This window comes from Pseudomonas sp. B1-22 (assembly GCF_050474425.1).
Taxonomy (GTDB): domain Bacteria; phylum Pseudomonadota; class Gammaproteobacteria; order Pseudomonadales; family Pseudomonadaceae; genus Pseudomonas.
Window position 1 is genome coordinate 1,180,678 of sequence record NZ_JBCHVH010000001.1, and the last position, 11,860, is coordinate 1,192,537.

The 11,860-nt window shown below is 66.0% G+C and carries 11 protein-coding genes; 4 read left to right on the forward strand and 7 right to left on the reverse strand.

The window, feature by feature from the left end:
* Positions 1 to 40: 40 nt before the first annotated feature.
* The 4 genes from ACQ5BL_RS05545 to ACQ5BL_RS05560 form a co-directional block, all read right to left on the reverse strand.
* The gene (locus ACQ5BL_RS05545) at positions 41 to 946 is read right to left on the reverse strand and encodes a LysR family transcriptional regulator (protein ID WP_243804779.1); all 906 of its coding nucleotides are present in this window, start codon (positions 944 to 946) and stop codon (positions 41 to 43) included.
* 247 nt (positions 947 to 1,193) lie between these two features.
* A complete protein-coding gene (locus tag ACQ5BL_RS05550) occupies positions 1,194 to 1,976 on the reverse strand; it encodes an SDR family oxidoreductase (protein ID WP_243804778.1) in 783 nt (260 codons plus the stop codon).
* Between the two features lie 132 nt (positions 1,977 to 2,108).
* Positions 2,109 to 3,116 carry a zinc-binding dehydrogenase gene (locus tag ACQ5BL_RS05555; protein ID WP_243804777.1) on the reverse strand — a complete coding sequence of 336 codons (1,008 nt, stop codon included), beginning with the start codon at positions 3,114 to 3,116 and terminating at the stop codon, positions 2,109 to 2,111.
* A 56-nt stretch (positions 3,117 to 3,172) separates the two neighbouring features.
* Positions 3,173 to 4,366 carry an MFS transporter gene (locus ACQ5BL_RS05560; RefSeq protein ID WP_207883254.1) on the reverse strand — a complete coding sequence of 398 codons (1,194 nt, stop codon included), beginning with the start codon at positions 4,364 to 4,366 and terminating at the stop codon, positions 3,173 to 3,175.
* A gap of 218 nt (positions 4,367 to 4,584) precedes the next feature.
* On the opposite strand from ACQ5BL_RS05560, the gene ACQ5BL_RS05565 reads away from it, so the two are divergent.
* Positions 4,585 to 4,878, forward strand: a complete 294-nt coding sequence (locus ACQ5BL_RS05565; protein ID WP_243804776.1) for a GFA family protein — start codon at positions 4,585 to 4,587, stop codon at positions 4,876 to 4,878.
* A gap of 575 nt (positions 4,879 to 5,453) precedes the next feature.
* Here ACQ5BL_RS05565 and ACQ5BL_RS05570 read toward each other — a convergent pair.
* Together ACQ5BL_RS05570 and ACQ5BL_RS05575 are read right to left on the reverse strand one after the other, a co-directional pair.
* On the reverse strand, positions 5,454 to 5,786 hold the full coding sequence (locus ACQ5BL_RS05570) for a DUF1508 domain-containing protein (protein WP_243804775.1): 333 nt from the start codon (positions 5,784 to 5,786) through the stop codon (positions 5,454 to 5,456).
* Between the two features lie 255 nt (positions 5,787 to 6,041).
* Positions 6,042 to 7,496 (reverse strand): sodium:solute symporter family protein, encoded by a 1,455-nt coding sequence (locus ACQ5BL_RS05575; protein WP_243804774.1) that lies wholly within the window; start codon positions 7,494 to 7,496, stop codon positions 6,042 to 6,044.
* A gap of 383 nt (positions 7,497 to 7,879) precedes the next feature.
* On the opposite strand from ACQ5BL_RS05575, the gene ACQ5BL_RS05580 reads away from it, so the two are divergent.
* From ACQ5BL_RS05580 to ACQ5BL_RS05590, 3 genes are all read left to right on the forward strand, one after another.
* Positions 7,880 to 8,467: a DedA family protein gene (locus tag ACQ5BL_RS05580; protein ID WP_243804773.1), complete on the forward strand. Its 588-nt coding sequence runs from the start codon at positions 7,880 to 7,882 to the stop codon at positions 8,465 to 8,467.
* Between the two features lie 79 nt (positions 8,468 to 8,546).
* The gene (locus ACQ5BL_RS05585) at positions 8,547 to 9,431 is read left to right on the forward strand and encodes a Dyp-type peroxidase (RefSeq protein ID WP_243804772.1); all 885 of its coding nucleotides are present in this window, start codon (positions 8,547 to 8,549) and stop codon (positions 9,429 to 9,431) included.
* Between the two features lie 440 nt (positions 9,432 to 9,871).
* Positions 9,872 to 10,285 carry a cupin domain-containing protein gene (locus ACQ5BL_RS05590; protein WP_243804771.1) on the forward strand — a complete coding sequence of 138 codons (414 nt, stop codon included), beginning with the start codon at positions 9,872 to 9,874 and terminating at the stop codon, positions 10,283 to 10,285.
* Between the two features lie 167 nt (positions 10,286 to 10,452).
* On the opposite strand, the gene ACQ5BL_RS05595 is transcribed toward ACQ5BL_RS05590, so the two are convergent.
* Entirely contained in the window at positions 10,453 to 11,787 is a 1,335-nt protein-coding gene (locus ACQ5BL_RS05595) for an MFS transporter (protein WP_243804770.1), read from the reverse strand.
* Positions 11,788 to 11,860 lie beyond the last annotated feature (73 nt).

Sequence of the window (11,860 nt, forward strand, 5' to 3'; positions counted from 1 at the left end):
GTGGTCGAGGATTGCCGAGGTGGGGGGATTTCTTCGTGCCTCAGCCGGTGTTGTCCTGCGACTGCACCAGGCGCTCCTGGATGAAGTCGAGGAAGCACTGGATGCGCAGGGCCAGCTGCGAGTTGCGGTAATACACCGCGTGGATCGGCTGGCGGCGCTCGCTGGTCAGCTCCGGCAGCACCCGCACCAGGCGCCCGGCGCGGATGTCGGCGCCGGTCATGAAGCCGGCGAGGCAGGCGATGCCCTGGCCGCTCAGGGCCAGCTGGCGCAGGGTTTCGCCGCTGGAGGCGGAGAGCTGCGGGGTGATCGCCAGGGTGTCGCCACCGGCATGGCGCAGCGGCCAGATGTTCAGTGCCTCGGGCTGGGTGAAGCCGAGCAGGGTGCGGCCCAGCAGGTCGTCGAGGTCGACCGGCATGCCGTGGCGTTCCAGGTATTCCGGCGAGGCCAGCAGGTTCAGCCGGCTGCTGCCCAGGGGGCGGGCGTGCAGGCTGGAGTCGGCGAGCTGGCCGATGCGGATGGCGATGTCGGTGCTCTGTTCCAGCAGGTCGATGTTCAGGTCGTTGGTGTTGAGCTGCAGCTCGATGTCCGGGTAGCGCTCGCGGAAGGCGCCGATGTGCGGCACCACGGCATGCAGCATGAAGGGCGAGGCGGCGTTGATCCGCAGGCGCCCGGCGGGGGACTGCTGGCGCAGGGCCAGGCGCTCTTCCAGGGCATCCATCTGTTCGAGGATGTGCCGGGCGTGTTCGAGGAAGAACTCGCCTTCCTCGGTCAGCTTCATCCGCCGCGTGGTGCGGTTGAGCAGGGTGGTGCCGAGTTTCTCTTCCAGCTTCGACAGCGCGCGGCTGACGGCCGAGGGAGTGAGGCCCAACTGTTCGGCGGCGGCGGTGATGGAGCCGCAGTCGATCACCGTGGCGAAGGTCTTGAGTTCGTCGGAGTGGGCTTTCATCGGCGGGCCTGTTCGGGGAGCGGCGGGGTGGATTGTAGAGGGCTCGGAGCTGCGATGTCCTTTGTAGGAGCGCCCCATGGGCGCGATCGCGGGCATGGCCCGCTCCTACAGGTCAGCGCCGATATTCCAGCGTGCGTAGGAGCGGACTCTGTCCGCGATTGGCTAAAACACGGCTCCGGCCTTCGGGATGGTGCCACACCCACCCATCGCGGACGGAGTCCGCTCCTACGGTGGGGGGCAGCAAGGGTCAGAACGTCCCCGGATAAGCCCCGCCATCGAGCAACAGGTTCTGCCCGGTCAGATAGCTCGCCTGCACGCTGCACAGGAAGGCGCAGAACGAACCGAACTCCTCGGCGGTGCCGAAGCGCCCGGCGGGAATCGCCTTGCGCTCGGCATCCACCAGTTCACCCAGGTCCTGGCCGCCGAGCTCGGCGGCACGTTGGAAGCCGCTGCGCAGACGGTCGGTATCGAAGGAGCCGGGCAGCAGGCCATTGATCGTCACGTTGTTGCCGGCCACCCGGTGCTGGCGGGCGAGGCCGGCGACGAAGCCGGTCAGTCCGCTGCGCGCGCCATTGGACAGGCCGAGCACGTCGATCGGTGCCTTCACCGCGCCGGAAGTGATGTTGACGATGCGTCCGAAACCGCGCTCGGCCATGCCGTCGATGGTGGCCTTGATCAGCTCGATGGGGGTGAGCATGTTCAGGTCCAGGGCGCGCAGCCAGTCCTCGCGCTCCCAGTTGCGGAAGTCGCCGGGCGGCGGGCCGCCGGCGTTGTTGACCAGGATGTCCACCTGCGGACAGGCGGCCAGCAGCGCGGCGCGTACCTCCGGCTGGCTGATGTCGCCGGCCACTTCGCGCACTTCCACGCCCAGCTGGCGCAGTTCTGCGGCGGTGGCGGCGAGGGTGTCGCCGTCACGGGCGTTGATCGCCAGGTTCACGCCCTCGCGGGCCAGCGCCAGGGCGCAGCCCTTGCCCAGTCCCTTGCTGGCGGCGCAGACCACGGCCCAACGGCCCTTGATGCCCAGATCCATGATGTTCTCCTGTGTTCGATGGGATTGGCGGTATTCCTGTAGGAGCGCCCCATGGGCGCGATCGCGGGCATGGCCCGCTCCTACAGCGCGGAATGCCCCTACGCATGAATGTCACCCCGCGCAATGGGGCAGTCAGGCAATGACCGCCGGCACGGGTAAACGAGTGATCCATTTACCGTTCCCCTGGCCAGACTTCAAGCGGCGCAGCGCGTCAGGCAGTTCGGCGAAGTCGAAGAACTGCTTCGCCGGTGCCTGCAGGCGCCCGTCGGCAACGCTGCACATCAGGCTCGCAGCCGCCTGGCGCAATACCTGCCAGTCCAGCGCATCGCCGTGGGCATGGATGCTGTTGAGCGCCACTTCATGCAGCGAGATTGCGGTGCTGAAGGTCGGCAGCGGCGCGCTCTCCTGGCGGTCCTGGATGCACACCAGGTGGCCGTTGTAGCCCAGCAGCGGGGCGAGGCTGGCGGCGTGGCTGCCGCTGATGGTGTCGAACACCCCATGCAGGCGGCGCGGGCCGAGGGCCGCGCGCAGCTGCTCGGGCCATTGTGCGTCGCGGTAGTCGAACACGCCGGCGATGCCCAGTTGCAGCAGGTGCTCGCGGTGCTTCGGGGCCGCCGTCACCCATACGCGCAGGCCGCGCTGCACGGCCAGTTGCGCCAGCAGGTAGCCGACCGCGCCGCCGGCGCCGGTCACCAGCACGTCGCGGTTGTTGCAGGCCGGGAGCTTGTCCAGCGCCTGCCAGGCGGTCAGGCCGGGGCAGGGCAGGCTGGCGGCGGTGGCGTCGTCCAGGGCGTCCGGCACCGGGTAGAGCGCATGGGCGTCCAGCAGGGTGTATTCGGCGAAGCTGCCGCCACGGGACAACGCCTGGTGGTAGGCGACGCGAGTGCCGATGCGCAGGTTCACCGCGCTACCCGCTGCGATGACGATGCCGACGCCATCCACGCCGGGTACCTGGCCCAACTGCCAGTCGTCGCGGCCCCAGTCGATCATCTTCCAGTCCACCGGGTTCAGGGCGATGGCAGTGTTGGCCACCAGCACCTCGTCCGATCCGGGCATGGGCAGCGGCAGGTGGGCGAGGTTCAGGCCGTCGAGGCCGGCGCCGGGCGTCCAGGTCCAGGCGGCGTATTGAGTTGTGCTCATGAAGACTCCTTGGAAACGGCAAAGCCGCCCACGAAGGGCGGCTGGTCGGATGAGGCTCAGGCCGAGGCCAGGCTTTCCGGGCTGGAGGTGCGCTCGTTGCGGTCCAGGCGGCCGCTCAGGGCGGTCAGGCCGAAGGCGGCGAGGGTGACCACGGCGGCGATCCAGGGCGTATGGCCCAGGCCCAGGTGGCTCACCACCAGGCCGCCGGCCCAGGAACCACCGGCCACGCCGAGGTTGAAGGCGGCGATGTTGAAGCCCGAGGCTACGTCCACCGCATCCGGCGCCACGCGCTCGGCCTGTTGCACCACGTACACCTGCAGGCCCGGCACATTGCCGAAGGCCACGGCGCCCCAGGCCAGCACGGTGAGCACCACCAGCCACGGGTTGCCGGCGGTGAAGGTCAGCACCAGCAGCACCGCCGCCAGCAGGCCGAAGATGATCTTCAGCGCGCTCACCGGGCCGCGCTTGTCGGCCAAGCGACCGCCCCAGATATTGCCGATGGCGACCGACACACCATAGGCCAGGAGCACGACGCCGACCATGTTCGGGCTGAAGCCGGCCAGGTCCTGGAGGATGGGCGCGAGGAAGGTGAAGGCGATCAGCGAGCCGCCGTAGCCCACCGCCGTCATCGCGTAGACCAGCAGCAGGCGCGGTTGCATCAGCACGCGGGCCTGGCGCAGCAACGGCGCCGGCGGGGTGTGCTGGATGTTCTTCGGCACGAACAGCAGGCTGCCGAGCAGGGCGACCACGCCGAAGGCGGCGACCACCAGGAAGGTCACGCGCCAGCCCAGGTGCTGGCCGATGAAGGTGCCCAGCGGGATGCCGGTGACGAAGGCCACGGTCATGCCGCTGAACATGGTGGCGATGGCGCTGGCGGCCTTGTCCTTGCTCACCAGGTTGGTGGCGATGATCGATCCGACCGAGAAGAACACGCCATGGGCGAGACCGGTGAGGATGCGCGCGATGATCAGCGATTCGTAGCTGGGCGCCTGCCAGGCCACCAGGTTGCCGAGGGTGAACAGCGCCATCAGGCCGACCAGCAGCGCCTTGCGCGGGATGCGCCCGGTGAGGGCGGTGAGCAGCGGCGCGCCGATGGCCACGCTGAGGGCGTAGAGGCTGACCAGCAGGCCGGCGGAGGGCAGGGTGACGCCCAGGTCGGCGGCGATGGTGGGGATCAGGCCGACGATGACGAACTCCGTCGTGCCGATGGCGAAGGCGCTCAGGGTCAGCGCCAGGAGTGCGAGGGGCATGGGTGGGACTCCGGGTAATGGAATGCGATGGGGGCATTGTCCCGGCTCGGGTCCTTGAGAAAAATGTGGTGAACGGCAAATGAAAGTTGAGTTGAATTCACGAATCGAGCGCCCGTCTAAGCTGGGGCGATCCATGAGGAGGAATCGACCATGCATTACACCGGCACCTGCCACTGCGGCGCGGTGCCATCGCCTTCGAGGCGGAGCTGGATGAACTGGTGCGCTGTGACTGTTCGTTGTGCAGCAAGCGCAATGCGTTGATGGCGACCGTGCCGAAGGATCGGTTCCGGCTGACCCGCGGCGAGCAGGCGTTGCGTTTGTATCGCTGGAACAGTGGGGTGGCGATGCATTACTTCTGCGGGACGTGCGGGATCTACGTCTATCACCAGCGGCGCAGCAATCCGGCGCTGCTCAGTGTGAATGCCTGTTGCATCGATGGGCTCGATGCGGAGTCGTTGCCGGTGCGGCGGGTGGATGGCAGGAGCATGAGTACCGTTGCGGGGGCGTCGTAGGGTGCATAACGCCTCTGGCGTTATCCGCCGTCTGGGCCGGTGTTTCTGCGCCGCTTCGGCGTGTGCTGAAGGTTTTTGTTTCGCCCCCTCGGGCGACCTACTTTGGCAAACGACCCAAAGTAGGCAAAGGTCTTGCCCCTGCATCCGGCCCCGGCTTCGCCGGGGTTCCCTCGCTCCATCGGAGTTTCAGGGGCACGCGTCGACGGGCCATCCATGGCCCAACGACGCTCTCGCGACATCCATGTCGCTCAACCCCTGAAACTCCGATTCCACTCGGCCTCCTGAAGGGGCGCTCCGGTGCGTGCGGATATTTCTCTGGAAATCGTTAAATCCAGAGCCAGCGCGGTGCGCATGCTTCCGTAGGAGAGATCACGCCTAGCCCTTGTCAGCGAAATCCCTCGCGGCGGACCTCGTTCCAATCGGAAAAGCCGCATATCGCCGCCTGTGTAGGAGCGGGCCATGCCCGCGATCCGAATTGTGCCTTGCGAATCGCGGGCATGGCCCGCTCCTACGGGGATTCCGTGCACTCACAAAAAAGCCCCGCATTGCGCGGGGCTCTTTCATTCACTCGTCACTCAAGCATGCGGACGCAGCTCGGTGCTCAGGCCGGCCTGGGCGATCGTTGCGATCGCCTGGTCGCGTGCGGCCTCGGAGTCGTACAGCTTGCTCTTCAGCAGTTCTGCACCGGTGTTATCGCGGACCACGAAGAAGTTCTTGCCGCCCGGCGACATCTGGCGCTTGTAGCGCTCGACGGCGGCACAGGAGCTGCGGAGGCTGTTGATGGCCTGCTCGGCTGCCTCCTGTGTCGGGTAGGCGTGACTTTCCAGCAGGGTGCCGTGGGCAGTGTTCTTGAGAAGAAAACGGCGGCTGCCGCTGCTGAGTTCCTTGATTTCATACCAACCGGGCATGTGTAGCTCCAGATAACCGGTGTCAACGACCTGCAGGTGGTCCCGCAGGGTGACAGGCCAGTGTAGGAGTACGGGCGTCCTATTTGTATAGGAAAAGTCCTATGAATCAGAGGGTTACTGTATCAATTTGTCTCGACAAGTCGTTCTCGCCGGTACGTCGTACGCCGCGCCTGCGTCCTGCCCCAATAAATCGCGGGCAAGAAAAAGCCCCGCACCAGGCGGGGCTTCTTCCTTATATACCGAGCTAGCGGTCCATCAGTTGCCAGCGGCGGCTGCGGTCATGTCCGACACGCTCTCGCCACGGTGCTGGCTGAACTGCGGGGCCAGGGAGCCGATGATCATGCCGAGGGCACTGCAGATCAGGCCGACCAGCTGCGGCGGCCAGAAGTCGCCTTCCTGGTGGCCCAGCTCCAGCGATACCCAGCCGATCAGGCCGCAGGCGATGGCGGTCAGGGCGCCCTGGGTGGTGGCGCGCTTCCAGAACAGGCCGAAGAACAGCGGCACCACGGCGGCGACCAGAGTCACCTTGTAGGCGTTGCCGACCATCTCGTAGATGCTGGCGTTGGAGAACAGCGCGAACACGCAGGTGGCGACGGTCATCGCCAGTACGCTGCAACGCATGGCCAGCAGGGCCTGGCGGTCAGTCATCTCCGGCAGGAAGTGCTTGACGATGTTCTCGGTCAGGGTCACCGACGGGGCCAGCAGGGCGCCGGAGGCGGAGGACATGATGGCCGAGAGCAGGGCGCCGAAGAACATGATCTGGGCGAACAGCGGGGTACGCTCCATGATCAGGTGCGGCAGGATCTGCTGGGAGTCTTCAGCCAGCCAGTGCTGGACCATCGCCGGGTCGATCATCTGCGCGGCGTAGATCAGGAAGATCGGCAGCATGCAGAAGGTCAGGTAGCAGCAGGCACCGGTCATGGTGGCGCGCGAGGCGATCTTCTCGGTCTTGGCCGACATCACGCGGGCATACACGTCCTGCTGCGGGATCGAGCCGAACATCATGGTCACCGCCGCACCGAGGAAGGCGACGATGTCCTTGGCCGAGGTGCCGTGCAGGAAGGTGAACTTGCCTTCGCTGGCCGCGTGGCTAATCACGTTGACCGGGCCGCCGGCCATGCCGCCAATCAGCCAGACCAGGTAGAACAGGCCGGCGACGATGATGATCATCTGCAGGAAGTCGGTCAGCGCCACGGACCACATACCGCCGAACAGGGTGTGCAGCAGCACGATCACGGTGCCGATGATCATGCCCTGGGTGGTGGTGATGCCGCCGTCGGAGAGTACGCTGAAGACCACGCCCAGCGCGGTGATCTGCGCGGCGACCCAGCCCATGTAGGAAATGATGATCACCAGGCTGGTGAAGATTTCCACGTGCTGGCCGAAGCGCTTGCGGAAGAAGTCACCGATGGTCAGCAGGTTCAGGCGATAGAGTGGACGGGCGAAGATCATGCCCACCAGCATCAGGCAGCCGAACGAGCCGAACGGGTCTTCGATGATCCCGGCGAAGCCTTCTTCGAGGAAGGTGGCGGGAATGCCCAGCACGGCTTCGGAGCCGAACCAGGTGGCGAAGACCATGGTGACGACGAGGGGGAAGGACATGCTTCGGCCGGCAGCCGCGTAGTCCGAGGAATTGTGTACGCGGGTGGTAGCGTAGAAACCGACAGCTACGGTGATCAGCAGATACACCGCTACAAACCAGATCAGCATTTGTTCGTTCCGTTGGCTCGCCGCGAACCGCGCCGCCGGGGACGAACCCGGGCAGAGGTGCCGCGACTGACAAGTTGTTTTTGTTGTGTTGCGCGGCAGCGGGTTATCCGGTGCACCAGGCAGGGGGAGCCGGAGAAACGTAACCAGTTGCGTCAACGGGCCGCAGTCTGCCAAATCCGTCAAATATGTCAAACACTTGAATCGTTCATGAGTAAAAAAAATTACATCTCCGGACGGATGGTGCGCTTAAAGGATTGATTTGATTGGCTGCTAACGATTCTGGATGACCAAATAGTCGATTATTTTTTACGACCCCTGTTTGATAAGCAGAACATCCTCCAAGGCGCTAGGCTCTTGGCTCAGGGCATTGCCGAAGGACACTCATGTTCGATCATCCCGACCTCGCGCAATTGCTTTCCAGCTACGGCTATCTGGCACTGTTCGTCGGCTGCCTGCTGGAGGGCGAGACCATGCTCCTGCTGGCCGGCCTCGCGGCGCATCAGGGGCTGATGGGCTTTGTGCCGGTGCTGTTCTGGGGCTGTGTCGGCGGCACCTGCGGCGACCAGTTGCTGTACTGGGCCGGCCGCCGCGCCGGAGGGCGGGCGCTGCCCTGGCTGCAGCGGCGCGGCCTGGCGGTGGAGCGGGTGACCGGGCTGATCGAGCGCCATCCGCTGCTGGCGATCTTCGCCGTGCGCTTTCTCTACGGCATGCGCCTGGCCGGGCCGCTGCTGATCGGCGCCAGCCGCGTGGCGCCGCTGCGTTTCCTGCTGATCAACCTGCTCGGTGCGTTCTGCTGGGCGCTGCTGTTCGCCGTCGCCGGCTACTGGGCCGGGCAGGTGCTGGAGAGCTGGCTCGGCAACCTGAAGCCCTACCGGCTGCCGATCCTGCTCGGGGTGGTGCTGCTGGGCGTTGGCTTCGAACTCTGGCGGCGCCGGCGTGCGCGGTCTTCCTCCCATTCGCCCCGCCGATAGGCGGCGCCTTGATGCAGAGCGGTTTGGATTCGCGCCCATGGCGATTAGAATTGCCGCTCTTTCGTTCAAGGATGCAGTCATGAGCCTCTACCAGCCCGGCATTCTCGCCACCCCGGTTCCCGCCCACGCCCGCCACCTGTTCTTCGACCTGACCTCGCTGCAGGACCTGCCGGCCGCCCTGGATCGCCTGGTGCAGTTCGCCGATGGCCAGGCGGCCGTCGTCGGTTTCGGCGAGTCGCTGGTGCGCGCGCTCGGCCGTGGCATCGATGGGCTGCGCGAGTTCCCGGCGATTGCCGGCGTCGGCGTGGACAACCCGTCGACCCCGCATGCCCTGTGGGTCTGGTTGCGCGGTGAGGAGCGCGGCGAACTGCTGCTGCGCACCCAGCAATTGCAGGCGCTGCTGGCACCGGCGCTGGAGCTGGCATCGCTGACCGAAGCCTTCCGCCATGGCGACGGCCATGACCTGACCGGCTACGAGGACGGCACCGAGAATCCGCAGGATGACGACGCCATCGCCGCCGCCATCGTCGACAACGGCGTGGACGGCCTGGCCGGCGGCAGCTTCGCCGCCATCCAGCAGTGGCGTCACCAGCTGCAGGATTTCGCCACGCTGCCCCAGGCCGAGCGTGACGACATCATGGGCCGTCGCCTGAGCGACAACGAGGAGCTGGAGGACGCGCCGGAATCCGCCCACGTCAAGCGCACCGCCCAGGAGAGCTTCGACCCCGAGGCCTTCATCGTGCGCCGTTCCATGCCCTGGACCCACGGCCAGGACGCCGGCCTGATGTTCCTTGCCTTCGGCTGCACCCTCGACGCCTTCGAGGCACAACTGCGCCGCATGAGCGGTCTGGAAGATGGCATCACCGATGCGCTGTACCGCTTCAGTCGCCCGCTCACCGGCGGCTACTACTGGTGCCCGCCGCGCAAGGATGGGGTGCTGGACCTGCGTGCGCTGCTCGGCTGATCTGCCGCTGCACGCCGTAAGCCCCGCCATTGAGCGGGGCTTTTTTGTGGGCGCTGCGCGCCCATTTCGTGGATGAGATCCGCTCCTGCAGGTGATGCGGCGTGCTCTTCGTAGGGGCAACTATCTTTTTCCCGAAAGTCTGTGCCTGTGTTTCCCCCTCACCCCAGCCCTCTCCCTAGGGGAGAGGGGGCAGATTGTGCCGGCTGACGCTAAAGTTTCATCCTGCACCGTACGGTCCCCTCTCCCTTTGGGAGAGGGTTAGGGTGAGGGCAGGTCCTCGCGCAGGACTTCATGCAGGAGCGGCCATGCCCGCAGCCAGCATGGCACTGGCTGACCGGCCACCACCAATGGCCCCCCGATCTTCCCCGGAATTGGCGGTTGGCCCTCACCCCCGCCGGGCGTAGCGTGGACTCATCCAGTCACTCTCCGAGGAACCCGCCATGCCCGCAGCCCCTTCCCTGAAACTCCTGATCACAGGCCTCGCCCTGGCCCTGAGCCTGCCGGTCTTCGCCCACGGTACGGGTGAAGAGACGGTCGCCACCCAGCAGGAACACAAGCTTCCCGATGCCGCGGGCAAGAAGGGGCTGATGCTCACCGTCTCCTACGAGCCGGGGCAGTCGTCCGGCCCCCACGTGCACAGTGGCTCGGTGTTCGCCTACGTGCTCGAAGGCGCGGTGATCTCCCAGCTGGAAGGGCAGAAACCGGTGACCTACCAGGCCGGCCAGTCCTGGTACGAAGCTCCGAACACGCCGCACCTGGTCTCGCGCAACGCCAGCAACCAGAAACCGGCCAAGTTGCTGGTGTGGATGCTGCTGGACGAGAACGCCCCGGTGCTCACGCCGCTGAAGAAATAAACGCACAAATAAGAACCCCGCCAATCGGCGGGGTTTTTCATTGCAGCGGGTGCGTCATTCCGGTACTGCGCGCCTTGCTTCGTAGGGCGCATAACGCGCCAGCGTTATGCGCCGCAAGGGCCGGCGGATAACCGGTTCCCGGTTATGCGCCCTACGCGGATCAAGCGTCACTCCGTCGCGCCGGGGACCTTGCGCGGGGCCATGAAGAACATCCAGGTCAGCGCCAGGAAGTACATGGTCGGGATCAAGGTGAAGAGGATCGCGTAGTTGTTGTGGGTGACGGTGAGGATGTAGCCGACGATCTGGGTCATGAACATGCCGCCAATCGCCGCGCACATCCCGCCGAAGCCGAACACCGTGCTCATCATGTGCTTGGGCGTGTAGTCCATCACCAGGCTCCAGATGTTCGCCGTCCAGGCCTGGTGCGCGCCCACCCCCAGGGCGATGGCGGCCACGGCGATCCACAGGCCGCTGGCCCTGGCGGCGAAGATCACGCCGATGATCGCGCAGGCGCAGATGAGCATCGACAGCAGGCGCGCGTTGATGGCCTTCATGCCGCGGCCGATCAGCCAGGACGACAGGATGCCGCCACCGATGCTGCCGAAGTCCGCGGTCAGCCAGATCAGCATCAGCGGGATGCCCATCTGCGTGACGCTGATGCCCAGGCCGTATTGCTGGTTGAGGAAGGGCGGCAGCCAGTAGAGGTAGAACCAGAACACCGGTGCGGTCAGCGAAAGGGCCAGGGCGAAGGCCCAGGTACCGCGCATGCGCAGGATGGCGGAGAAGGGTACGCGCTCGGCCGGCGGCTCGTCGGCTGCCTGGATGTAGTCCAGCTCGCTCTGCTTCACCGTCGGGTGTTCTTCGGGGTTGAAGTACTTCAGGCTCCACAGCACTACCCAGACGAAACCCAGCGCGCTCATGCACAGGAACGCCGCCTGCCAGCCCCAGGCCGCGAGGATCAGCGGCAGCAGCGCGGGAGTGAGCATGGCGCCGACGTTGGTGCCGGCATTGAAGATGCCGGTGGCGACGGCGCGCTCGCCGGCCGGGAACCACAGGCGCGTGGTCTTCACGCAGGCCGGGTAGTTGGCCGCCTCGGTCAGCCCGAGGATGAAGCGGCAGATCATGAAGCCGGCCGCCGAACTGGCCAGCCCGTGGGCGCCGGTGGCGAAGCTCCACAGCAGCACGGCGAAGAAGAACGCGCGCTTCACGCCGATGCGGTCGATCAGCCGGCCCTGCAGCACGAAGCCGATGGCATAGCCGACCTGGAACCAGAAGTTGATGTTGGCGTAGTCCATGGCCGTCCAGGCCATTTTCTCGGCGAGAATCGGCTGCATCACGCCCAGGGCGGCGCGGTCGATGTAGTTCAGGGTGGTGGCGAAGAACACCAGGGCGAGCATGCCCCAGCGGACCTTGCCGACGGCCATGGCGCCACGCACCTTGCCGAAGAAGGAGGAACCGTGCGGAGCGACGGCGGCGAGGGGAGCGGATTGCGTATGGATCATGATCGGGGCCATCCGTTATGGGGCTGGCGTGCAGCCCTGAGAATTATTGTCGTGTCGCAAGCCGAATGCGTGC